We start from the raw sequence: 24,127 nt of genomic DNA, 5'->3' as shown, positions 1-24,127 counted from the left end.
GCGCTGCTCGGCGTGGACGCTTGGCTCGACTCCTCGCTCTACGAAATCGGTTTCAAGGCGCGCGAATTCTGGGAAGCGGCGACCATCTTTTCCCGCCGTTTCCGCGTGCATGGCTGGCGTCGCGCCATCATCGAGGTGCTGAGCGAAGGCTTCACCATGGGCGCAGGCGGCTTCGTGGTACTGCTCGCGCTCGCCATGCCCGCCTTCGACATCACCACCGGCGACTGGCGCAACCAGGGTGACTTCGCCGTCACCTTCCTCGACCGCTACGGCAACGAGATCGGCCAGCGCGGCATCATCCAGCGCGATTCCGTGCCGGTCGACGAGATGCCGGACATCGTCATCAAGGCAGTGCTGGCGACCGAGGACCGGCGTTTCTTCGACCATTACGGCATCGATGTGCTGGGCCTGTCGCGCGCGCTCTTCGAGAATATGCGCGCCAATTCGGTGGTCCAGGGCGGCTCCAGCATCACCCAGCAGCTCGCCAAGAATCTCTTCCTGTCCAACGAGCGCACCTTGGAGCGCAAGATCAAGGAAGCCTTCCTTTCGCTTTGGCTGGAAGCGAACCTGTCCAAGAAGGAGATCCTGCAGCTCTATCTCGACCGCGCCTATATGGGCGGCGGCACGTTTGGCATCGAGGCGGCGGCGGATTTCTATTTCGGCAAGAGCGTCAAGGACCTCAGTCTCGCCGAAGCGATCCGGCCTCTTCTCCTGCTTGGTTTCGAAGGACTTGTCATTCCAGACTTCCGCCCCAACGCACTTTCGCCCGGAAACCGCATGGACAGTTCCGAGCGCCACCCCCGCAAGACTAATCGACCATTTTAGCACTGCTCACAAGGGCAGCGAAGCAACAGCACAAGCTTTGTTGATGGGGGCGCCCTGGCCGTGAAGGCGGACTATATCACCGCGCCGCGATGAAGCGCATGAAATGCGCCACATCCGCCTCAGTCGGCTCCAGCCCGGTGAAGGAGCGCAGATAGGCGGCAAGATGGCTGACGCGCGCCTCGACCGGTTCCTTGAGGTCGAGCACGTAATAGCCGATCTGCATGTAATAGAGCACGCGAGCCCGGATGAAGGCGTCCTCGCTCTCATAGCCGTGCCGGCGGTACATGTCGCGAATGGCGCTTAGGCGCTCGTCGTCGGCCCGGTCGATCATGCGCCGCACGTCGTCGGAGCGCCTTGCCCATTCGCGGACGGCGAAATCGAGCCGCGGGTCGAACAGGCGCTCGTCGGCCCAGCACTCGAACACGTTCATCACGCCCATGACGATGGTGTCGGCCGGCCGGCGCGCCCGCTCGACGATCGCCGTGGTGTTGGTGTCGTGCCAGCGCTTGAGCAACTGGTCGAGCAGGTCCTGCCGGCTTTCGAAATACCAGTAGAAGCTCGAGCGCGAGACGCCGAGCTTCTGTCCGAGCGTCAGCACGCGCACGCTCTCGATGCCGTCGGAAATCAGCGTCTGCAGCGCGAGATTGATCCAGTCCGCGCGGGTCACCTTGATATTGCCGGGTGTCGGCTCGTCCTGGGGAGCGGTCATGGTCATGACCGAACAAGTGGCACGGCGTGCGGCGGCGTGCAAGCTCTGGACAGAAGTGTCTAGACACATATGTACAGAGCATGTATCTTGGAACCTCCAACGAGAGGGAGAGGCTCGTGAAGTCGCATTATCGGGCAGTGGTCATCGGGGGAGGTGTGGTCGGCGCCTCGGTGCTCTACCATCTCACGCGGTTCGGCTGGAGCGATGTGGCGCTCATCGAGCGCGCCGAGCTGACGGCGGGCTCGACCTGGCACGCGGCGGCCGGTTTCCATGCGCTCAACGCCGATCCCAATGTCGCGGCGCTGCAGGATTACACGATCAAGCTCTATCGCGAGATCGAGGCCGAGTCCGGCCAGAATGCCGGCCTGCACATGACCGGCGGCGTCAACATGGCGAGCGACCCGCAGCGCTGGGAGTGGCTGAAATCGGCCTGGGCGGTGTTCCAGTCGGTCGGCATCGAGACGGCGCGGCTGGTGACGCCCGAGGAAATCAAGGAGATCTGCCCGATCGTCGATGTGAACGGCGTGCTCGGCGGTCTCTATGATTCCAACGAGGGCCATCTCGACCCCTATGGCACCACGCATGCCTATGCCGGCGCCGCCAGGAAGCGTGGTGCGGACGTCATCTTGCGCAACCGCGTCGTCGAATTGAAGCCACGCGCCGATGGCGGCTGGGACGTCGTCACCGAAAAGGGCACGATCGTCGCCGAGCATGTCGTCAATGCCGGCGGCCTGTGGGCCAAGCAGGTCGGGCTGATGGCCGGCGTCGACCTGCCGGTGACGCCGATGGAACACCATTATTTCGTCACCGAGGACATTCCGGAAGTCGCCGCCCTCGACAAGGAGCTCGGCCTGGCTGTCGATCTCGACGGCTTCTCCTACCTTCGCCAGGAGCGGAAGGGCGTGTTGCTCGGCGTCTACGAGCAGAACCCGAAACACTGGAACATGGACGGCGCGCCTTGGGATTACGGCATCGAGCTGATCCCTGAGGATATCGACCGCATCAGTCCCGAGCTTGCCAAGGCCTATGAGCGCTTTCCCTTGCCTGGCTACGGCCGGCATCCGCAAATGGGTCAACGGCGCCTTCACCTTCACGCCCGACGGCAATCCGCTGGTCGGTCCGGTCAGGGGGCTGAAGAACTACTGGGTCGCCTGCGGCGTCATGGCCGGCTTCAGCCAGGGCGGCGGCGTCGGCAAGTCGCTGGCCGAGTGGATGATCCATGGCGAGCCGCAAGCCGACATCTTCGGCATGGACATCGCCCGCTACGGCGCCTTCGCTGCCAACCGCGAGTATCTGCGGCAAACCACGGGCCAGTTCTATGCCCGCCGCTTCGTCATGACCTTCCCCAACGAGCGCCTGCCGGCCGGCCGGCCGCTGAAGCGCCCGGGCGCCTATGACGGCATGAGCGCGGCCGGCGCGGAATGGACGGCGTCCTGGGGGCTGGAGATCCCGGCCTATTTCGCGCCGATGGGTTTCCGCGAGGAGACGACGCTGAAGCGCTCCAACGCTTTCGACATCGTCGGCGACGAGGTGCTGCAGGTCCGCCGCGCCGCCGGCCTTGTCGATACCACGGCCTTCTCGCGCTATGCCGTGTCAGGCCCCGGCGCCGAGGCCTGGCTCGACCGGCTACTCGCCTGCCGGCTGCCCAAGCCTGGCCGCGCGAAGCTGGCGCCGATGCTTGGGCCCGATGGTCGGCTCAAGGGCGATCTCACCGTGCTCAACTGGGGCGGCGGCGAATACTGGATCATGGGCTCTTACTATTTGCGCGAATTCCATATGCGCTGGTTCGAGGCGCACATCGCCGAAGGCGTCTCCATCGCCGACATCTCGGACGCCATGTCCGGCTTCCTCGTGACCGGTCCTAACGCGCGCCGGATCGTCGAACGCACCACGCATCAGGAGGTCTCTGCTGCAGCCTTGCCGTTCATGGCTTGCGGCGAGTTCGACATCGGCATGGTGCGCGCCCGGGTGGCCCGGCTGTCGATTGCCGGCGAGCTCGGCTTCGAGATCAACTGCCCGGCCACCACGCATTCGACACTGCGCGAGACGCTGCTTGCCGCCGGTGAAGACCTCGGCCTGGCCGAGATCGGCTACTACGCATTGAATTCGCTCAGGCTGGAAAAGAGTTTCGGCATCTGGTCGCGCGAATTCACGCAAGGCTACACGCCCGGCCAGACCGGGCTCGACCGCTTCATCGCCTTCGAAAAGGGCGATTTCATCGGCCGCGCAGCGGCGCTCAAGGAGCGCGATGCAGGTGTTTCGCGACGCATCGCGACGCTGGAGGTCGACGCTGTCGATGCCGATGCCAGCGGCTTCGAGCCGGTCTGGTCCAAGGGCCGGCGCGTCGGCTTCGTCACTTCCGGCGGCTACGGCTACACGCTCGGCAAGAGCGTCGCCCTGGCGTTGCTCGATGACGATTTCGCCGGGGAGGGGACGGAACTTTCCGTCCACATTGTCGGGGTCGAACGGCCGGCGCGCGTCATCGCGGCCTCGCCCTACGACGCTGAAGGCAAGGCGATGCGGCAATGAGGAGGAACCGCTATGATTGACGAGGCCGCACGCGATCTCAGGCGCGAGCGTCGGCGGGGACGCACCGGCGAGGCCGGCAGCGAATCCAGCCGCCATCCGAATTACCGGTCGCTGAAGAACCCCTTCCTGCCGCAGCCGATCTTTTCCGACGACCAGGTCGCCGCTATCCACGCTACCGCGCTGCGCGTTCTGGAAGAGCTCGGCATCAAGGTGCTGCTGCCCGAGGCCCGGGCGATCTACGCCAGGGCCGGCGCATTGGTCGACGAAGACAGCCAGATGGTCAAGATCGGCCGCGATATGGTCGAGGCAGCACTTGCCGCGGCGCCGGGCGCGATTCCCGCCCTTGGCGGCGACCGCTCCCGCGATCTGATGCTCGAGCTCGGCTCGATGACCTTCCTGGCCGGCTCCGGTGCTCCCAACGTCACCGATCTCGAGCGCGGCCGCCGGCCGGGCACGCTTGCCGCCTTCGAGGAATTCATCAAGCTGATTCAGCACTTCGACGTGCTGCATATGCTCGGGCCCTGCGTCGAGCCGCAGGACATCGACAACCGTTTCCGCCACTATGCCGCCAACCGGGCGCAACTGACGCTCTCGGACAAGTTCCCCTTCGTCTTCGCGCGCGGCACGCCGCAGGTCGAAGACGGTTTCGAGATGATCCGCCTGGCGCGGGGCCTTTCGCAGGACGAGTTCCGCGCCGGCGCCCATTGCTACACCGTCATCAACACCAACTCGCCGCGCCAGCTGGACATTCCGATGGCGCAAGGCATCATCGATTTCGCCAAGGCCGGACAGGTCCTGGTGATCACGCCCTTCTGCCTGGCGGGCGCCATGGCGCCCATCACGGTTGCCGGCGCGCTGACCTTGCAGCATGCAGAGGCGCTGGCCGGCCTGACGCTCGCGCAGATCGTGCGGCCTGGCGCGCCGGTGGTCTATGGCTCCTTCTCGTCCAATGTCGACATGAAGTCCGGCGCTCCGGCCTTCGGCACGCCGGAACACATCAAGGCGACGCTTGGGGCGGGACAACTCGCCCGCCACACAGGCCTGCCGTGGCGCTCCGGCGGCGGCAGCGCCGCCAACGTCTCCGATGCACAGGCGGCACACGAGACGCAATTCGCGCTGTGGGGCTCGGTGCTTGCCGGCGCCACCGTCTGCATCCACGCCGCCGGCTGGCTGGAAGGCGGCCTGAGCGTTTCCCTGGAAAAGCTGATCACCGACATCGAAGCGCTGCAGACGGTCGCCGAGCTTTGCGCCACGACGCCGGGCGACGCCGATGCCATCGGCTTCGAAGCGATCGCCGAAGTGCAGCCCGGCGGCCATTTCTTCTCGGCCGCGCACACAATGGCGCGCTACCGCACCGCCTTCTACGAGCCGGTGGTGGCCGACTGGTCGAATTTCGGCAATTGGACACAATCCGGCTCGAAGACCGCGACGGAGCGCGCGACTGGCATCTGGAAGCGGATTCTGTCCGATTTCCAGCCGCCGGCCTCCGCTGCCGCCACAGCCGACGTACTCGACGAGTTCATTGCCAGGCGCACCGAGGAAGGCGGTGCGGCCCCGGTGTCGTGATTTTGACGAAAACGTAATAAATTCGAGACCTTCGCCATTCACGTTATAGTCAAAACGATTCGCGATCTGGCATCGGATCGCGAGCGCGGCTAGGTTGTCGGGCCGCGGCGCGGAGACATGTGTTGGCGATGGACGGTAGATGACGGCGCCTGGCGATTTGATGCAGGCCTTGTTTATGAGGCTGAAGACCGACGCGTCGCTGTCGACGCTGCTCGGCGGCGTCGGTCTGCTCGAGCAGGCCAACGACAAAGCCGCCTTTCCGAACGTCACCTACGGCCGTACCAGCGCTTTCGACCTCGAGAGCGGAGCCGACGACGATAGTGACCAGCTGGTCACCTTGCACATCTGGTCGAAAGCCCAGGGCGAGGCCGAGACACGCCTCATCATGGACAGCATCAGGGCGCGCCTCGATGGCGCGGCGTTTTCCATCGGCTCGCGCGGCCAGACGCGTCTGTCGCTGGAATTCGCCGAGGCCCGTTACGACGAGGACCTTGCGGTCCACCATGGACTGCTGCGCTTTCGCGCGCTGACGCAGGAAGCCGCCTGATCGGCTTAAAGTTGTGCCTGGATGGCGGCTTTGTCGATGACCGACCAGACCTCGCTTATGCGGCCGTCGTGGAACTCGTAGAAAACGTTCTCGGCGAAAGAAACCCGTTTACCGTGGACCGGCAGGCCGAACAGCACCCCCTTGGGCCGGCAGTCGAAATGCAGGCGCGCCGCCACGCGCGGCGGCTCTGCAACGAGAAGCTCGATGTTGAAGTGCAGGTCGGGAATGGCCTCGAAATCGCCCTCCAGCATGCGGCGATAGCCCGAAAGCCCGATCGTCTCGCCATTATACTGCACCTCTTCGCCGACGAAGCGGCCGAGATTGTCCCAGTCCTGGTCGTTCAGGCAGGCTATGTAGCCCCGATAGAGATCGGCAATGGTCTCGCGCGTCATCGCATGCTCCTATGGTCAGCAGGCCGTTCTACACTAGCTAGGACAGAGCGCAGAATCCGCAGCCGAAAGCGTAGCGGATCGAATGATTTTCCGGCTATGAATTCGAGGCCGGGCTTGAGGGAAGCCTGGCGTCTCGCGCAGGGGAATGGCGAGCATGGAGTTTTGGTCGTTCACCGTTCATTTCACGTTCAGCCCATATGCGTTAGAACCGTGATCATGAAGAATCTTGGCTCTCATCTCCGCAAAGCAGTGCTGGCGCTTGCCGCGGCCGGCCTCTTTGCGTCGCAGACGACGGCAATGCCGGTCATCGATCCGTCGGTCGACCAGCCGGTCGTGCTTGCCGCCGGCGATTGCTACGCCATCGGCCAGCAGGTCGCCGCGCAGAACGGCGGCACGCTGGCCAAGGCCTCGCAGGCGACGCGGGGCGGCCAGCAGGTCTGCGTCATCGTCGTGCTCGTTCCCGGTAAGGATGGACAGCGTCCGCGCCGCTCGGAAATCGTCGTCCCGATGGGCTGACCCCTCGTTTCCCAGGCCGGCGGAATCGGCCTATACGTTGACCCAACAACAGGCTTCAACCCATGCGCGTGCTCGTCGTCGAGGATGACAAGGATCTCAACCGGCAGCTGGCCGATGCGCTGGTCGATGCCGGCTATGTGGTCGACCGTGCCTATGACGGCGAGGAGGGCCATTTCCTCGGCGACACCGAGCCTTACGACGCCGTGGTCCTCGATATAGGTCTGCCGCAGATGGACGGCATCAGCGTCGTCGAGCGTTGGCGCCGCGGCGACCGCAAGATGCCGGTGCTGATCCTGACCGCGCGCGACCGCTGGAGCGACAAGGTGGCCGGCATCGACGCCGGCGCCGACGACTATGTCACCAAACCCTTCCATATCGAGGAGGTGCTTGCCCGGGTGCGGGCGCTGATCCGCCGCGCGGCGGGCCATGCATCGTCTGAACTCACCTGCGGGCCGCTGCGCCTGGACACCAAGGCGTCGAAGGCCGACGTGAACGGCGTGCCGCTCAAACTCACCTCGCACGAGTTCCGGCTGCTCGCCTATCTGATGCACCATATGGGCGAGGTGGTGTCGCGCACCGAGTTGGTCGAGCATCTTTACGACCAGGATTTCGACCGTGATTCCAACACCATCGAGGTGTTTGTCGGCAGGCTTCGCAAGAAGATGGGCATCGATATGATCGAAACCGTGCGTGGCATGGGCTATCGCATGCGTGAGCCGGAGGCGTGACGCGGAACCGCTGAAGCCAGCGATGGGAACTTGGATTTCAAGGCCGCGGCTTTGGCCGCGCTCGCTGACCTTTCGCGTCATCGCTTTTTCGACCATCTGGGCGATCCTGACGCTGGTCGTCATCTTCACCCTCATCACCACGCTTTACCGCCAGGCCAGCGAACGCGGCTTCGACAGTCTGCTTTCGGCGCATCTGTTCAACCTGATCGGCTCCGTCGGCATTTCCGACAATGGCGCGCTGACCGGTTCGCCCGACCTTGGCGATCTGCGCTTTTCGGAGCCGAACTCGGGCTGGTACTGGTCGGTGGAGCCGGCCTCAGAAGGCGTGCATGGCGAAATCCATTCCTCCTCGATGACGACCTCGCTCCTGTCGCCGAGCGTCGCGGAAGTACCCTTCAATTCGAACTTCCAGCGCAGCTACTCGATGGAAGGCATCAAGGGCGAGCAGCTCGAAGTGTTCGAGAGCGAGTTCGTGCTGGACGCCAAGAACCGCGCCGCCCGCTTCCGCGTCATGGGCAACCACAGCGAGCTCGAGCAGGAGATTGCGAGCTTCCAGCGCCGCCTGCTCACCTATCTCTCGCTGTTCGGCGTCGGCATGATCGCCATCAACGCCATCGCCATCCTGCTGGGCTTGCAGCCCCTGCGTCGGGTCCGCAATGCGCTGGCCATGGTGCGCGAAGGCACCGCGCAGCGGCTCGACGGCAGCTTTCCAGCCGAGATCGAGCCGCTGGCCAACGAGACCAATGCGCTGATCGAGAACAACCGGCGCATCGTCGAGCGCTCGCGCACCCAGGTCGGCAACCTTGCCCATTCGCTGAAGACGCCTTTGGCCGTGCTGATCAATGAGGGTCGCGCGCTCGGCGGCGCAAAAGGCCAGCTGATCGCCGAGCAGGCCGCCTCGATGCAGAAGCAGGTCGACCATTACCTGCAGCGCGCCCGCGTCGCCGCGCAGCGCGACAGCGTCGTCTTCCGCACGCCGGTTTCGCCGCTGGTCGAGCGCATGGTGCGCGTGCTGCGGAAGCTCAACCCGCAAGCAAGGCTGACGCTTTCGCTGCCGCCGGCGGAGATCGTCTTTGCCGGCGAGCGCGAGGACCTGGAGGAACTGCTCGGCAATCTGCTCGACAATGCGATGAAATGGGCAAAAAGCGCCGTCGCCGTGACGATCGCCACTATTTCGGGAAGCGGCAACCTGTTTGAAATCGTTATAGAGGATGACGGCCCGGGCATTCCCGAGGACAGCGCGCGGGAGGTGTTGAAGCGTGGCAAGAGACTGGACGAGACGAAGCCGGGAACAGGGCTTGGCCTTGCCATTGTCGCCGACCTCGTCAACGAGTATGGAGGCTCGCTGGCGCTGGAACGGTCCGGCATGGGCGGCTTGAGGGCGGTAGTGAGATTGCGGAGCCTCCAATGATGTTTTTTATCGATTTGCGAGCAGGGGCTGGCGGCCAAATTTCCGACAAATATCAACACTATGGGCTCGATATCCTCCCTGATGACGCAGCCCCCAGCTCATCCCGCTCAAGAGAACCGGTTGTTGGCATGAAGATCCGCGTCGCGCTTGTTTCCGCCCTGCTCGCCGTTTCTGGCTGCACCACGCTCGGCAGGAGCGGTCCGACCTCTCCGGTCACGCCTGTTTCCACGCCGCCCACTGGCGGCAAGGTATCGACCGGCATTGTCTCTGCCATGAATGGCGGGCTTATCGGCGGATCGATCGGCTCGGGCCTCAGCGATACCGAAAAGCGCAAGGGCCTGGAAGCGGAGTACAAGGCGCTGGAGTACAACACCAGCGGCCAGAAAGTGACATGGAAGAGCGACAACTCCTCGCATTATGGCGAGGTCGTCGCCGCCCAGCCTTACCGGGTCGGCTCGCAGGATTGCCGCCAGTATACCCACACCGTCTATACCAGCGGCGCGGGCGTCACCGCGCGCGGCACCGCTTGCCGCAACGCCGACGGCAGCTGGACGCCGCTGACCTGACGGGCTTCGAACGGAATTAGGCCCGCGGTCGACGGCGTCTGCCGTCAAAGCGTCGCACGATGGTCGTGTTGGCAGGACACGGCTCTGCCGCTATTGGAATAGGCATGCTGTTCTGGGTCATAGCCGCAATCCTCACGCTCGGCGCCAGCCTGGCGGTGCTGTTGCCGCTAACAGGCGGCATGAAGGGCGCGTCGCCGGCCGGCGATCACGATCTCGAAGTCTATCGCGACCAGCTTTCCGAGCTCGACCGCGACATGGCGCGCGGCCTGATCCAGCCGGGCGAGGCCGAGGAGGCGCGTGCCGAGATCGGCCGCCGCATCCTGCGTCTCGGTGCGGTTGAGCAACCGGGCGCGGCAACGCTGAAGCCCTCGCGCAGCGCCAGACTGATCGCCAGCGTGGCCGTGCTTGCGGTTCCCCTGCTGAGCTGGGGGCTTTACGGCATGCTCGGCTCTCCCGACCTGCCGTCGCAGCCGCTGGCCCAACGTCTGGCCAAGAACCCGGCCGATTCTTCGGTCGACGAGCTTGTCGCCCGCGCCGAAGCGCATCTCGCCGCCAATCCGTCGGACGGCAAAGGCTGGGACGTGCTGGCGCCGATCTATCTTCGGCTGCAGCGTTTTCCCGATGCCGTGACCGCCTATCGCAACGCCATCCGCCTCGACGGCGACAGCGCCGTGCGCCAGTCGGGCCTCGGCGAGGCGATCGCCAGCGCCGCGGGCGGCATCGTTTCGGCCGACGCCCAACAAGCCTTCGAGGCGGCGCTGAAGCTCGATCCGGCCAACGCCAAGGCGAATTTCTATTTGGGCGTCGGTCTCTCCCAGGAAGGCAGGAAGGCAGAAGCCGTCGCCGCCTGGCAAAAGATGCTCGGCCAACTCCCGCCGGATTCGCCCTGGCGCAACGCCGTCCAGCAGGCGCTGGCGGAAGCAGGCGGCCCGGCGGTCGCCGATGCCGCGCCGACCAACGGCCCGGACGCCCAGCAGGTGGAAGCCGCCCAGCAGATGTCGCCGCAGGATCGGCAGGCGATGATCGAGACCATGGTCGCTGGGCTCGACGACAAATTGAAGCAGAATCCCCGCGACGAGGAAGGATGGATGCGGCTCATCCGTTCCTATGTCGTGCTTGGCAAGGCCGACCAGGCGCGCGACGCGCTCGGCCGCGCTGTCGCCGCCTTTGGGGCGGACAGTGAACAGGCCAGGAAATTCACCGCCTTCGCCGCCTCGCTCGGCGTGACGGCGACGGAGTAAGGCAATGACGCGCAAGCAGAAGCGATTGTCGGTGATCCTGGCGGGGCTGGCTTTCCTCGCCGCCGCGACCGGCCTCACCTTCTATGCGCTCGGACAGAAGGCCTCCTATTTCTACATGCCGGCCGATCTCGCCACCGCAAGCGTGCCGCCGGGACAGCGCATTCGGCTTGGTGGCCTGGTCGAAAAGGGCACCATCGTGCGCGGGCAGGGCGCCACCGTCGCCTTCTCGGTCACCGACAAGCAGAAATCGGTCAAGGTCACCTATACCGGCATCCTGCCCGATCTCTTCCGCGAGGAGCAGGGCGTCATCACCGAAGGCACCTTCGGTCCGGACGGCGTCTTCGTCGCCGACAGTGTGCTGGCCAAGCATGACGAGCGCTACATGCCCAAGGAAGTCGCCGACGGCCTGAAGGCCAAGGGCGTCTGGCAGGAAAGCACGAATTGATGAGCAGGTTCCGCAAAAGTGCAAAGCGGTTTTGCGATCAGAACCTGCGACAAGGTAAAGGTCGCAGGTTCCGCAAAAGTGCCACGCGGTTTTGCGATCAGAATCTGCGGCAAAGGTGACCAATGGTTGAAACCGGACATTTTGCCCTCGTGCTGGCTTTCGCGCTGTCGCTGGTGCAGATGCTGGTGCCACTGGTCGGCGCCCGCACCGGCAACCAGCGGCTGATGGCGGTCGGCGGTCCGGTGACGGTCACCGGCTTCGCGTTGACCGCGCTGTCCTTTGCCGCATTGGCGAGCGCCTATGCCGGCTCGGACTTCTCAGTGGCGAGCGTGTGGGAGAATTCCCATTCGCTGCAGCCGATGATCTACAAGATCACCGGCACCTGGGGGAACCACGAAGGCTCGATGCTGCTGTGGGTGCTGATCCTGACCTTCTTCGGCGCGCTGGTCGCCGTCTTTGGCAACAATCTGCCGGCGACGCTCAAGGCCAATGTCCTGGCCGTGCAGGGCATGATCGGCGCCGCCTTCTTCCTGTTCATCCTGGCGACGTCCAATCCCTTCATCCGCCTCAATCCGGCGCCGATCGAGGGCCGCGACCTCAATCCGATCCTGCAGGACCTCGGCCTCGCCATCCACCCGCCGATGCTTTACCTCGGCTATGTCGGCTTCTCGATCTGCTTCTCCTTTTCGGTCGCGGCGCTCATCGAGGGGCGCATCGACGCCTCTTGGGCACGCTGGGTGCGACCCTGGACGCTGGTCGCCTGGATGTTCCTCACCGGCGGCATCGCCATGGGTTCCTACTGGGCCTATTACGAGCTCGGCTGGGGTGGGTTCTGGTTCTGGGATCCGGTCGAGAACGCCTCCTTCATGCCGTGGCTCGCCGGCACCGCGCTGCTGCATTCGGCCATCGTCATGGAAAAGCGCTCGGCGCTGAAGATCTGGACGCTGCTCTTGGCCATCCTGACCTTCTCGCTGTCGCTGCTCGGTACTTTCCTGGTGCGCTCCGGCGTGCTGACCTCCGTGCACGCTTTCGCCACCGACCCGACGCGCGGCGTCTTCATCCTCTGCATCCTGACGCTGTTCATCGGCGGCTCGCTCACGCTCTTTGCGCTGCGCGCCTCGACGCTGACCGCGGGTGGCCTGTTCCACCCGATCTCGCGTGAAGGCGCGTTGGTGCTGAACAACCTCTTCCTCACCACCGCCACGGCGACGGTGCTGGTTGGCACGCTCTACCCGCTGGCGCTGGAGGCGCTGACCGGCGGCAAGATCTCCGTCGGCGCGCCCTTCTTCGACCTGACTTTCGGTCCGCTGATGCTGCCGCTGCTCGCGATCGTCCCGTTCGGGCCCTTGCTCGCTTGGAAGCGGGGCGACGTCATTGCCGCCTCGCAGCGGCTGATGGCGGCGTTTGCGCTCGCGATCGCCGCTATGCTGGTCACCGGCCTGTTCATCGACGGCGCCTCGGTCTTCGCAGCGCTCGGCGTCGGCCTCGCCGTCTGGCTGGTCGCTGGCGCGCTGACCGACCTTGCCGTCAAATCCGGTTTCGGTTCGGTAGCGCCTGCCGTCGCGCTTCGGCGCTTCGCTGGCCTGCCGCGCTCGGTCTTCGGTACCGCACTGGCCCATCTCGGCCTCGGGCTGACCTTGCTGGGCATCGTCGGCACGCTTTGCTTCGGCACCGAGAAAATCCTCTCCATGCACCCTGGCGAAACGGTGGAGCTCTCCGGCCACACGCTACGCTTCGAGGGGTTGTCCCCGCAGAAAGGTCCGAACTTCACCGAGGATCGCGGTCGCTTCCTGCTTATGGGCGCCGACGGCAACGCCGACGGCGAGATCGCCTCGGCCAAACGCTTCTATCCGGTGCGCCAGACGGTGACGACCGAGTCCGGCATCAGGACGCTGGGCTTCAGCCAGCTCTATCTGTCGCTCGGCGACGAGAACAAGGACGGCTCCGTCGTCGTGCGCCTGTGGTGGAAGCCGCTGGTGACGCTGATCTGGGGCGGCGGGCTGGTGATGATGGCGGGCGCGGCGATGTCGCTGCTCGACCGCCGCCTTCGCGTCGGCGCGCCGGCAAAGCGCCGCAACCCGGCGGGAGCGTTGGCGGACTCGACATGAGCGCAAGATTTTCGCTCACCTCGCTGGTCCTGCTGCTGGCCTTGCTTTTTACCGGCGCCGCGCAGGCGGTGAAGCCCGACGAAGTGTTGCGGGACCCGGCGCTCGAGGCGAGGGCGCGCGTGCTGTCGGAAGGCCTGCGTTGCATGGTCTGCCAGAACCAGTCGATCGACGAATCCGACGCCGATCTCGCCCGCGACCTGCGCGTTCTCGTGCGCCAGCGCCTCGTCGCCGGCGACACCGACCAGCAGGTGATGGACTATATCGTCTCGCGCTATGGCGAGTTCGTGCTCTTGAAGCCGCGCTTCAGCCTGCGCAACGCGCTTTTATGGAGCACGCCGGTGCTTCTGCTTCTGGCCGGCGGCCTGTTCATCGTGCTCAACGCCCGCTCGCGCCGACCGGCTTCGGACAGCACTCTCAGCGCCGAGGAGAAGGCGGCGCTGGACAAGATGCTAAGCGATTAGCGCCGTCGCTCGGCTCGGCGATTGACTGCAACCGCCCTCGGGTCGGGCGCTCCTGCCAAGCCTTCGAGCGCGGCATGCCTGTGGTGATCGGCGCCGATCCCCAACATTACAAAACTTTCATGTACCGGAAATGGCGCCGTAATGTGCGGCTCTCTAATCCTCTTGCCCGAGGATGCTTCGCCTGAGCGCATCCACTTCGATAGAGGATAAGAAACCCCATGAATAACGCCCCCAATTCATTTGCCTCCACCCGAAAGCGCCTGATGGCGGCTGCAGCGTCCCTGGCCGTTATCGGTGCCGTCGGCGCCGGCGCGCTCGCAACCGGCACCGCCCCCGTGCTGGCCGATGCCGTGCGCGTCGAAGCCCCGCAGATGCCGAGCTTCGCCGATGTCGTCGAGCATGTTTCGCCGGCGGTCGTCAGCGTCAAGGCCAAGATCCAGCCGACGGCCGACGACGGATCCGACGATCAGGACGGCTTCGACAACCTGCCCGACAATCCGCAGCTGCGCCGTTTCTTCAAGGAATTCCGCGGCTTCGGCGACCAGGGTCAGGGCGGCCAGTTCGGCCAGCGCCGGTTCAATCACCGCGACCATGGCAATGGCGAGCCGCGCCCGGTCGCTCAAGGCTCGGGCTTCTTCATCTCCGAGGACGGTTATCTCGTCACCAACAACCACGTCGTCTCGGAAGGCTCGGACTTCAGCGTCGTCACCAATGACGGCAAGGAACTCGACGCCAAGCTGATCGGCACCGATCCGCGCACCGATCTTGCGGTGCTCAAGGTCGATGGCGGCGGCAACAAGTTCACCTATGTCGACTTCGCCGACGATTCCAAGGTCCGCATCGGCGATTGGGTGGTTGCCGTCGGCAATCCCTTCGGCCTTGGCGGCACCGTCACCGCCGGCATCGTCTCGGCTCGCGGCCGCGACATCGGCGCCGGCCCCTATGACGACTTCATCCAGATCGATGCTTCGGTCAACCGCGGCAATTCGGGCGGCCCGACCTTCAACCTCAACGGCCAGGTGATCGGCATCAACACCGCCATCTTCTCGCCGTCGGGCGGCAGCGTCGGCATTGCCTTCGATATCCCGGCCTCGACCGCCAAGCAGGTCGTCCAGGACCTGATGAAGAGCGGCTCCGTCCAGCGCGGCTGGCTCGGCGTCGAGATCCAGCCGGTCACCTCCGACATCGCCGAGTCGCTCGGCCTGAAGTCGGACAAGGGCGCGCTGGTCTCGAGCGCCCAGGATGCCGGTCCGGGCAAGAAGGCGGGCATCACCGCCGGTGACGTCATCACCCAGGTCGACGGCAAGGATGTCGCTTCGCCGAAGGAGCTCGCCCGCATGATCGGCGCATTCGCGCCGGGCAAATCGGTCGACGTCACCGTCTGGCGCAACGGCAAGGACGAGACGGTCAAGGTCGATCTCGGCACGCTTCCCGCGAACGACAAGCAGGCCTCGAACGATGACAACAACAAGCAGTCGGCGCCCGCAGCCAAGGCCGACACGCTGGCCGATCTCGGCCTGACCGTCACCAAGGCGGAAAACGGCAAGGGCCTGGTGGTCACCGACGTCGATCCCGACAGCGACGCGGCCGACCGTGGCATCCAGCCCGGCGACGTCATCACCTCGATCAATTCGAACGACGTGAACACCACCGACGACGTCTCCAAGGCGATGACGGATGCTGCCAAGGCTGGCCGCAAGGCGGTGCTGATGCAGATCACCCGCGACGACTCAAACCGCTTCGTCGCGCTGCCGGTCGGCAAGGGCTGATATCTCGGCGTTCAGCTTTTCCCTGCGGCGGTATCAACACCCCCGAGCCGCCGCCGGGAAAACATGGGGCCGAGCACGTAAGTCAGTCACCGTGTTTCGCTCCTGGCGGCAGCGGGTTTCCCATCACCCGCTGCCGCTTTAGACATAAGGGCTATGAGCCATGACTGCCCCTCAACCTTCCAGTGAAATCGCGTATAACGGCTCCATGAAGATTCTCGTCATGGAAGACGATCGCGAAGCGGCGGACTACTTGCAGAAAGCTTTCGCCGAGGCGGGCCACACCGCTCATGTCGCTGGCGACGGCGAGACCGGCTTCGCGCTCGCCGATGCCGGCGACTATGACGTGATGGTCGTCGACCGCCTGATGCCGCGCCGTGACGGCCTGTCGGTGATCGCAGCACTTCGCTCGCGCGGCAACACCACGCCGGTGCTGATCCTCTCGGCGCTGGGCGAGGTCGACGACCGCGTCACCGGCCTGCGCGCCGGCGGCGACGATTACCTCACCAAGCCCTACGCCTTTTCCGAATTGCTTGCCCGCGTCGAGGTGCTCAATCGCCGCGCAAGCGCGCGCGAATCCGAGACCGTCTACCGTGTCGGCGATCTCGAGCTCGACCGGCTGTCGCATTCGGTCAAGCGCGCTGGCCGCGAGATCACGCTGCAGCCGCGCGAGTTTCGCCTGCTCGAATATCTGATGCGCCATGCCGGCCAGGTGGTGACGCGCACCATGCTCCTGGAAAATGTCTGGGATTATCACTTCGATCCGCAGACCAACGTCATCGACGTTCACGTCTCGCGCCTGCGCGGCAAGATCGAAAAAGGCTTCGACAAGCCGATCCTGCACACGATCCGCGGCGCCGGCTACATGCTGAAGGGCGGCTAGAGCATGATCCCGAAAAGTGGGAACCGGTTTTCGGAGAAGATCATGCTACAACAAAGGGTTAGATCAGGATGACGATTCAACCAATCGTCATCCTGATCTAGAGCCCACAGATGGCTCTCTCCCTGCCGGCCATCATGAAGACGACAGCGGCCCGGCTCTCGGCGCTCTATCTTCTGCTTTTCGCGCTCTGCGCGGTGCTGCTCGTCCTCTACATGACGTCGCTGTCGGCGCGCATGCTGACCGCGCAGACGCAGGAGACCATCAACGACGAGGTGCTGGGCCTGGCCCGCGCCTATCAGCGCGGCGGCCTGCCGGTGCTGGTGCGCGTCGTCGAGGCCCGCTCGCGCCAACCCGGCGCCAATCTCTATCTGATCGCCGACGCCAACGGCCAGATCCTGACTGGCAATGTCCAGAGCCTGGAGCCGGGGGTCATCGAGACCGAGGGCTGGACGACGGAACCGTTTTCCTACCGGCGCTTCGGCGAGGGCGAGCTCGATCGGTTGCGCAGTGGAGCTACGGACCAGCCCACGCCTCAGGCCGGCGACGGCAATAATCCCCAGTCCACAGGTGAAAAGGGCCACAACGCCATCGCGCTGGTGTTGAGACTGCCCAACCAGATGATCATGCTGGTCGGCCGCGACCTCGGCGAGCCCGAGCGCTTCCGCGCGGTCATCAGCCGCGCGCTGACCCTGGCGCTCGGCATGATGGGGCTTGGCGGCATCCTGATCTGGTTCTTTGTCGGGCGCGCCGCGCTGAAGCGCATCGACAGCGTCTCGGACGCCAGCCGCCGCATCATGGGCGGCGATCTCAGCGGACGGCTGCCAGTCACCGGCGCCGGTGACGAATTCGACCGCCTGTCGGAAAACCTCAACACGATGCTGGCCAGGATCGCGATGCTGAACGAGGGGCTGAAGCAGGTCTCCGACAACATCGCCCATGATCTGAAGACGCCGCTGACCAGGCTGCGCAACCGCGCCGAGGCGACGCTCGCCGGCCGGCACAAGACCGAGGACTACCGCCAGGCGCTGGAAGGCACGATCGCGGAGTCCGACCAGCTCATCAAGACGTTCAACGCCATCCTGATGATCTCGCGCCTGGAGGCCGGCTATTCCTCGGAACAGACCGGTCCCGTCGATCTCGCCGCCACGGTGAGCGACGTCGTCGAGCTCTACGAGCCGGTGGCTGAGGAAGCGGGCGTCGCGCTGGAAACGACCGCGCCCGAGGCCTTGACGATCAACGGCAACCGCGAGCTGATCGGCCAGGCGCTGTCCAACATCGTCGACAACGCCATCAAATACTCGACCGACGCCGCCGAGACGCCGAAGGTACGTGTGGCGCTGGAGCGCGTTGGCAACGAAATCAAGCTTGCCGTTACCGACAATGGCCACGGCATTCCCGATAACGCCGATCGTGCCCGCGCCACCGAGCGCTTCGTGCGCCTGGAAAAGAGCCGCTCGCAGCCGGGCTCGGGCCTCGGCCTCAGTCTCGCCAAGGCAATCATGACTTTCCACAACGGAAGGCTTGATCTTTTACCCGCCAATCCCGGATTGTCCGTGGTCATGAGTTTCCCGTTGCGGGAGACGCATTAAAGCAGGTCGCGAGAAAATGGGTTCACGCGACCTGCTTTGAATTCTTGATTTAAGCATGTCTTTGTCCCGAAACCGGGCCCACTTTCGGGAGACATGCTCTGATGGCGCGGATAAATGGCGAAGAAGAAAATCGAATCCGAATTCCGGCTTAGCCCGGCACTGGCGCTCCGCCCCCTGGATGCGGAGCATGCCGGGCGCGAACTGTCGGAAATCGCCGATGCCGCCGAGGAGGCGGGGCTTTCCCGCCTCGCTGCGTTCCTGGCGGGCGAGGGGCCGCTACAGGCGCTGCTGGCGGCCGTCTTCGACCTCTCGCCCTTCCTGCGCGATGTGGCGCGCCGGCGGCCGGCGATCCTCGACACACTGTTCGACCGGACGGTCGAAGCGCGGCTCGCCGCCGTTCGCGAGGCGATCGGCGGCGCGGCCAGGGCGGACGACGCCTCGGAATCGGGCCTGATGATGACGCTCAGGCAATGGAAGACCGAAGCGCATTTCCTGATCGCGCTGGCCGATCTTTCAGGCGAGGCGGAGACCTCGGTGACGGTGCGCCGGCTCAGCGATCTTGCGGATGCCTGCACATGCGCCGCGGTCGATTTCCTGCTGCTCGACGCGAACCGGCAAGGCAAGCTCAAGCTGCCGAACCCAGCGGAACCGGCCAGGGATTCAGGCTGGATCCTGCTCGGCATGGGCAAGCTCGGCGCGCATGAATTGAATTTTTCCTCCGACATCGATCTCGTCGTCTTCTTCGAGCCGGAGGCGCCGGCCGTCATCGATCCGCTCGACGCGACCGAGCTGTTCTCCAGGCTCACCCGCCGTCTCGTGCGCATCCTGCAGGACCGCACCGAGCACGGCTATGTCTTCCGCACCGATCTTAGGCTTCGCCCCGACCCAGGCTCGACCCCGCTGGCGATCCCGGTCGAGGCGGCGCTTCGCTATTACGAGGCGCGCGGCCAGAACTGGGAGCGGGCGGCCATGATCAAGGCGCGGCCGGTGGCGGGCGATCTCGCCGCGGGCGCGGCCTTCCTCAAGGAATTGCAGCCCTATGTCTGGCGCAAATACATGGACTATGCGGCGATCGCCGACGTCCATTCGATCAAGCGCCAGATCCATGCCCACAAGGGCCACGGCGAGATCGCCGTGAAGGGCCACAACGTCAAGCTCGGCCGCGGCGGCATCCGCGAGATCGAGTTCTTCGTCCAGACCCAACAGCTCATCGCCGGCGGCCGCTTCCCGGAGTTGCGCGGTCGCGAGACCGTGCCGATGCTCGCAGCGCTCGCCGCGCGCGGCTGGATCACCGCCGATGCGCGCGATGCGCTCACCCGCCAATACTGGTTCCTGCGCCGTGTCGAGCACGCCATCCAGATGGTGGCCGACGAGCAGACGCATATCCTGCCTGAGGAAGACGAGGAGCTGAAACGCATTGCGCTGATGCTGGGATTTGCTGGCGAAGCGGACTTCACGCTGGCCTTCAGAGCCTCGCTGCAGCAGGTCGAGCGCCACTATGCGGCGTTGTTCGAGACGGCGCCCGAGCTTTCGGCCGGAGTCGGCAACCTGGTCTTCACCGGCGATGTCGACGATCCCGATACGCTGCAGACGCTGCATAGCCTGGGCTTCCAGCGGCCGAGCGATATCTGCCGCGTCATCCGCGGCTGGCATTTCGGCCGCTATCGCGTCACCCAGTCGGCGGAGGCGCGCGAACGGTTGACCGAACTGACGCCGGCACTGCTCAAAGCCTTCGGCCAGACGCGGCGCGCCGACGAGGCGCTGATGCGCTTCGACGAGTTCCTCGCCGGCCTGCCGGCGGGCATCCAGCTCTTCTCGCTGCTGCAGTCGAACCCGGCGCTCTTGAAGCTGATGGCGACCATCATGGGTGCCGCACCGAGGCTGGCAGCCATCATCACCCGCCGCCCGCATGTCTTCGACGGCCTGCTCGACCCGGCACTGCTCACCGAATTGCCGGACCGCGCCTATCTCTCGGCGCGCCTTGCCGCCTTCATCGAAGGCGACCGCGCCTATGAGGATGTGCTCGACCGCCTGCGCATCTTCGCCTCCGAGCAGAAATTCCTGATCGGCGTGCGCCTGCTTGCCGGTTCGATCGATCCGGCGCGCGCCGGCCGCACCTTCTCCGATCTTGCCGACCTCACCATCGAAGCGGCGCTTCAAGCGGTGATCGCCGAATTCGCGCTGCGTCACGGCAGGATCGCCGGCGGCAGGGTGGCGCTGCTCGGCATGGGCAAGCTCGGCAGCCGCGAACTCACTGCGGGTTCGGATGTCGATCTCATCCTGCTCTACGATCATTCAGATGCCGAGGACTCCGATGGCGAGAAGCCGCTGGCGCCCTCGCATTACTACACCCGCATGACGCAGCGCCTGATCGCGGCCGTCTCGGCGCCGACAGCCGAAGGCGTGCTCTATGAATTGGACCTGCGCCTGCGTCCGTCGGGCAACAAGGGGCCGGTCGCCACCCATATCGACGCGTTCAAGAAATATCAGCGCCAGGACGCCTGGACCTGGGAGCACATGGCGCTGGCACGAGCCCGCGCCATCGGCGGCGATGCCGAGCTCTGCGCCGAGCTCGAGACGGAAGTAGCGGCGGTTCTGGCGCAGCCGCGCGACGCCGCCAAGGTGAAGGCCGAGGCCTCGGACATGCGCGCGCTGATCGAGAAGGAGAAGCCGCCGCGCGACCTCTGGGACATCAAGCTGATCCCGGGCGGGCTCATCGATCTCGAATTCATCGCCCAGGTCGCGGTCATAACCGGCAATGTCGAGCCCAGCCGCCGGGTGACGGCGACGGCCGACATTCTGGCGCGGCTAGCCCCCGGTTTCGCAGGTGGCGCTATCCGTGAAGAGCTTGGCGAGGCCTATCGGCTCTATCTGGCGCTGACACAGATGATCAGGCTTTGCCTCACCGGCGAGTTCCAGCGTGACGATGTCCCGCCGGGGCTTTCGGACCTGTTGCTGGCGGCCACCGACCTGCCGGATTTCGGCGTGCTGGAAGCACATCTCAAGGAGATGTCGCGGAAGGTTCGGAAAGACTTCGACCATATCCTTCGCGCGGCCGCGGCGACTTCGCGAGGTTAATCCACGCCTCATTCCTTCGCGCCCCCCTCTGTCCTGCCGGACATCTCCCCCACAGGTGGGTGTTTGGACTGGGGAGATTGGCAGCTTCGGCGCCTCGCTCACTCCTGCGACGTTGGAGATTGGCGAAAGGCGGCGCGACATTTGATCTCCCCCCTTGTGGGGAGATGTCCGGCAGGACAGAGGGGGGCGCTGTCCCTCCAGCGTTACAGATTTTTCTGCGAGATTTCAGGCAGCCGCCTTCACCGTCGGCGGCGCCTTCTTCAGCGGGATGCGCACCGACACGATGGTGCCGGTCCCTTCGGTCGAGCGGATCTTCAGCGCGCCGCCCTGCAGCTCGGCCAGCGAGCGCGAGATGGCGAGCCCGAGGCCCGAGCCGGTATGGTTCTTGGAGAACTGGTTCTGCACCTGCTCGAACGGCCGGCCGAGCTTGCTCAGCGCCTGCTTGGGAATGCCGCAACCATTGTCCTCGATGGTGAGCAGCAGGGCGCCCGACGTGTTGCGCGCCCTGACCGTGATCTTGCCGCCCTGTCCGGTGAACTTCACCGCGTTGGAGAGCAGGTTGATGGCGATCTGCTTGATGGCGCGGCGGTCGGCGTAGAGCCGCATCGTATCGGCGATGCGCGTCTCGACATTGATCGACTTTTCCGCCGCCTGCAGCGAGATAACCCGCACCGTTTCCTTGATCAGCGGGCAGAGGTCGATCTCCTCGCGATCGAGCGAGAACTGGCCGGCCTCGATCTTCGACATGTCGAGGATGTCGTTGATGACGCCGAGCAGGTATTTGCCGCTGCCGTTGATGTCGGTTGCGTATTCCTCGTAGCGCTCGGAGCCGAGCGGCCCGAACAGGCCCTGCTGCATAAGCTCGGAGAAGCCGATGATGGCGTTGAGCGGCGTGCGCAATTCATGCGACATGTTGGCGAGGAACTCCGATTTGGCCCGATTGGCCGCCTCGGCGCGCTCGGTTTCCTTCATGTATTTGCGGTTGAGTTCGACCAACTCGCTGGCGCGTTCCTCCTCGGCGCGGCGGGCCAGGCTGAGGTCGTGGATCGTCGCCATCAGCCGCCGCTCGCTGTCGACCAGCTTTTCCTGGTGCAGCTTGATCTGGGTGATGTCGGAGCCCACGGAAACGACGCCGCCGTCGCGGGTCCTGAGCTCGTTGACCTGCAGCCAGCGGCCGTCGGCAAGCTGGCGCTCGAGCGTGATGCCGCCATGCGGACCATTGGCATTGGCCAACCTGCGCTCCGAGGCGAAGGCGAGCATGCGCTCCTCCAGCATATCGCGGGTCGCGCCCGGCATGACGTCGCGGTCCGACAGCCCGTTGTCCTTCTGGAATTTCGAATTGCACATGATCAGCCGTTCGGCGGCATCCCACAGCACGAAGGATTCGTTGATGTTCTCGATCGCGGTCCTGAGCCGCATGTCCGCCGCTTCCGAGCGCAGCGCCAGGTGCCGCTGCTCGGTGACGTCGACGGCGATGCCGATCAGCTGGATCTCCGGCGCCTCCGGGTCGATCACCTGCGCGCGGGCCCGCATCCACACATATTGCCCATCGGCGTGGCGCATCCGGAAAACCTGGTCGATATGGTCGATCTCGCGCTCGACGATGCGATTGGCGAGCTCGAACAGGTCGCCGTCTTCCGGGTGGATGATCTCGTCGACCTCGCCGAAGGAGAGCATCGTATCGCAGGGCTCGTAGCCCAGCATGTCATACATCGAGCGCGACCAGTACATCTTGCCGCGCACCATGTCCCAGTCCCACAGCCCGCAGCGGCCGCGCACCAGCGCCATGTCGATGCGCTGATGCGCTTCGAGATAGATGCGGTCCGCCGCCTGGGCGCGCGCCGCCTGGCCGAAATAGGCGTAGAGGATGACGATCAGCACGCCCGCCGTCAGCACGAACAGGGTGACGTTGAGCGACATCGACTTGCGCCAGTTGTCGAACACCGCTTCCTGCGGCACCAACACGGCCGCCGCATGTCTGCGGTCGCCGCTGAGGCTGACGGCGGCGAACCAGTCCTGTCCCGCGATCGAGACATCCATCACGCCGGCGCGGTCGCCGAACATGAACAGCGGCTGGCCGCCCAGCACGAGGCTGTCCAGCGTGCGGCCCTGCCAGCCTGTCGACAGCGGCGAAACGGCGATGACCTTGAAGTTGGCGTCGGTGATGGCGAGCACATGGGCACGGCTCATGGCGCCCTGGCGGCTGGTGTTTTCCAGCAGGCTTATGGCATTGGCGCCGGCTGCGCTGGAGTCGGCGGTGACAGCCTGCGCCATCTGGCCGGCGGCCAGCGCCAGCACCGCCTTGGCGTCGCGCTCGATCTCGTCATGCTCGTTCATCAGCGACAGGAAGCGCAGCGCGGCGATGACGATCAGGAAGATGATGATGAGAGCCGGGATCGAACGGCGCAGGAAGGGCTCGGCGGCCAAGAGCCGCTGATAGGTGGGTTCGGCGATCAGGCGCGTATTGCCGGCAAGTCCATCGCTCCTTGCCTTGCGACGCGCAAAAGCCTTCCCTCCGGGCGCGCCCCACGCGTCCGCCTTGGCCATAAATGGCACTCCCCGATCTGCCGTATACTGGATGATCCGGATACGCCGCACGCCCGAATCGTCAGTAAAGAATCAAACGTGATTCGCCTTGTCCAGAGGCGCGGGCAAAAAAGATTAAAAGTTGATTGAAATTTGTCCTTTTCCCTTCTCCCCTTGTGGGAGAAGGTGGATCGGCGCATAGCGCCGAGACGGATGAGGGGTGTTCCAGCGGAGTGAGGCG

Annotated in this window: 17 protein-coding genes and 2 pseudogenes; 16 read left to right on the top strand and 3 right to left on the bottom strand. The window is 65.0% G+C overall.

Annotation, left to right across the window (positions count from 1 at the left end; genetic code table 11):
* Positions 1 to 3 precede the first annotated feature (3 nt).
* Positions 4 to 696 (top strand): annotated as a pseudogene (locus FJ471_RS27735) (transglycosylase domain-containing protein); the annotation flags it as partial.
* 205 nt (positions 697 to 901) lie between these two features.
* Here the strand turns inward: FJ471_RS27735 and FJ471_RS27730 are convergent.
* Positions 902 to 1,540, bottom strand: a complete 639-nt coding sequence (locus FJ471_RS27730) for a TetR/AcrR family transcriptional regulator (RefSeq protein ID WP_140807910.1) — start codon at positions 1,538 to 1,540, stop codon at positions 902 to 904.
* A gap of 110 nt (positions 1,541 to 1,650) precedes the next feature.
* Here FJ471_RS27730 and FJ471_RS27725 point away from each other — a divergent pair.
* The 3 genes and pseudogenes from FJ471_RS27725 to FJ471_RS27715 all read left to right on the top strand — a co-directional run bounded on the left by FJ471_RS27725 (position 1,651) and on the right by FJ471_RS27715 (position 6,176).
* Positions 1,651 to 4,063: pseudogene (locus tag FJ471_RS27725) on the top strand (FAD-dependent oxidoreductase).
* Between the two features lie 12 nt (positions 4,064 to 4,075).
* Positions 4,076 to 5,629: a trimethylamine methyltransferase family protein gene (locus tag FJ471_RS27720; protein ID WP_140807908.1), complete on the top strand. Its 1,554-nt coding sequence runs from the start codon at positions 4,076 to 4,078 to the stop codon at positions 5,627 to 5,629.
* Between the two features lie 160 nt (positions 5,630 to 5,789).
* Positions 5,790 to 6,176: a DUF3168 domain-containing protein gene (locus FJ471_RS27715; protein WP_246684849.1), complete on the top strand. Its 387-nt coding sequence runs from the start codon at positions 5,790 to 5,792 to the stop codon at positions 6,174 to 6,176.
* Positions 6,177 to 6,181: 5 nt separating this feature from the next.
* Here the strand turns inward: FJ471_RS27715 and FJ471_RS27710 are convergent, their stop codons facing one another.
* The gene (locus tag FJ471_RS27710; protein ID WP_140807905.1) at positions 6,182 to 6,568 is read right to left on the bottom strand and encodes an ester cyclase; all 387 of its coding nucleotides are present in this window, start codon (positions 6,566 to 6,568) and stop codon (positions 6,182 to 6,184) included.
* A gap of 216 nt (positions 6,569 to 6,784) precedes the next feature.
* Between FJ471_RS27710 and FJ471_RS27705 the strand changes: the two genes are divergently transcribed.
* From FJ471_RS27705 to FJ471_RS27650, 12 genes are all read left to right on the top strand, one after another.
* Positions 6,785 to 7,084 carry a hypothetical protein gene (locus FJ471_RS27705; RefSeq protein ID WP_140807903.1) on the top strand — a complete coding sequence of 100 codons (300 nt, stop codon included), beginning with the start codon at positions 6,785 to 6,787 and terminating at the stop codon, positions 7,082 to 7,084.
* Between the two features lie 62 nt (positions 7,085 to 7,146).
* Positions 7,147 to 7,812, top strand: a complete 666-nt coding sequence (locus FJ471_RS27700) for a response regulator transcription factor (protein WP_027164846.1) — start codon at positions 7,147 to 7,149, stop codon at positions 7,810 to 7,812.
* 22 nt (positions 7,813 to 7,834) lie between these two features.
* A complete protein-coding gene (locus FJ471_RS27695) occupies positions 7,835 to 9,223 on the top strand; it encodes an ATP-binding protein (protein WP_181179783.1) in 1,389 nt (462 codons plus the stop codon).
* Between the two features lie 128 nt (positions 9,224 to 9,351).
* A complete protein-coding gene (locus FJ471_RS27690) occupies positions 9,352 to 9,789 on the top strand; it encodes a hypothetical protein (RefSeq protein ID WP_140807900.1) in 438 nt (145 codons plus the stop codon).
* Between the two features lie 104 nt (positions 9,790 to 9,893).
* A complete protein-coding gene (gene ccmI / locus FJ471_RS27685; protein ID WP_140807898.1) occupies positions 9,894 to 11,030 on the top strand; it encodes a c-type cytochrome biogenesis protein CcmI in 1,137 nt (378 codons plus the stop codon).
* A gap of 4 nt (positions 11,031 to 11,034) precedes the next feature.
* Positions 11,035 to 11,475, top strand: a complete 441-nt coding sequence (gene ccmE, locus FJ471_RS27680) for a cytochrome c maturation protein CcmE (protein WP_140807896.1) — start codon at positions 11,035 to 11,037, stop codon at positions 11,473 to 11,475.
* Positions 11,476 to 11,597: 122 nt separating this feature from the next.
* Positions 11,598 to 13,583, top strand: coding sequence for a heme lyase CcmF/NrfE family subunit (locus tag FJ471_RS27675; RefSeq protein ID WP_140807894.1), 1,986 nt, complete (start codon positions 11,598 to 11,600; stop codon positions 13,581 to 13,583).
* The gene (locus FJ471_RS27670; RefSeq protein WP_140807892.1) at positions 13,580 to 14,044 is read left to right on the top strand and encodes a cytochrome c-type biogenesis protein; all 465 of its coding nucleotides are present in this window, start codon (positions 13,580 to 13,582) and stop codon (positions 14,042 to 14,044) included. Before FJ471_RS27675 ends, FJ471_RS27670 begins: the two co-directional genes overlap by 4 nt.
* 218 nt (positions 14,045 to 14,262) lie before the next feature.
* Positions 14,263 to 15,813: a Do family serine endopeptidase gene (locus tag FJ471_RS27665; RefSeq protein WP_140807890.1), complete on the top strand. Its 1,551-nt coding sequence runs from the start codon at positions 14,263 to 14,265 to the stop codon at positions 15,811 to 15,813.
* 205 nt (positions 15,814 to 16,018) lie between these two features.
* Positions 16,019 to 16,693, top strand: a complete 675-nt coding sequence (locus tag FJ471_RS27660) for a response regulator transcription factor (RefSeq protein WP_040991372.1) — start codon at positions 16,019 to 16,021, stop codon at positions 16,691 to 16,693.
* A gap of 110 nt (positions 16,694 to 16,803) precedes the next feature.
* Entirely contained in the window at positions 16,804 to 18,282 is a 1,479-nt protein-coding gene (locus FJ471_RS27655; RefSeq protein ID WP_140807889.1) for a HAMP domain-containing sensor histidine kinase, read from the top strand.
* Between the two features lie 114 nt (positions 18,283 to 18,396).
* Positions 18,397 to 21,360, top strand: coding sequence for a bifunctional [glutamine synthetase] adenylyltransferase/[glutamine synthetase]-adenylyl-L-tyrosine phosphorylase (locus tag FJ471_RS27650; protein ID WP_140807888.1), 2,964 nt, complete (start codon positions 18,397 to 18,399; stop codon positions 21,358 to 21,360).
* A gap of 225 nt (positions 21,361 to 21,585) precedes the next feature.
* On the opposite strand, the gene FJ471_RS27640 is transcribed toward FJ471_RS27650, so the two are convergent.
* On the bottom strand, positions 21,586 to 23,907 hold the full coding sequence (locus FJ471_RS27640; RefSeq protein WP_140807887.1) for a PAS domain-containing sensor histidine kinase: 2,322 nt from the start codon (positions 23,905 to 23,907) through the stop codon (positions 21,586 to 21,588).
* Between the last annotated feature and the right edge of the window lie 220 nt (positions 23,908 to 24,127).

The sequence above is a fragment of the Mesorhizobium sp. B2-7-1 genome, assembly GCF_006440735.1.
Taxonomy (GTDB): Bacteria; Pseudomonadota; Alphaproteobacteria; order Rhizobiales; family Rhizobiaceae; genus Mesorhizobium.
The sequence above is the reverse complement of the archived record's forward strand: the minus strand, read 5'-3'. Positions and strand labels throughout refer to the sequence as shown.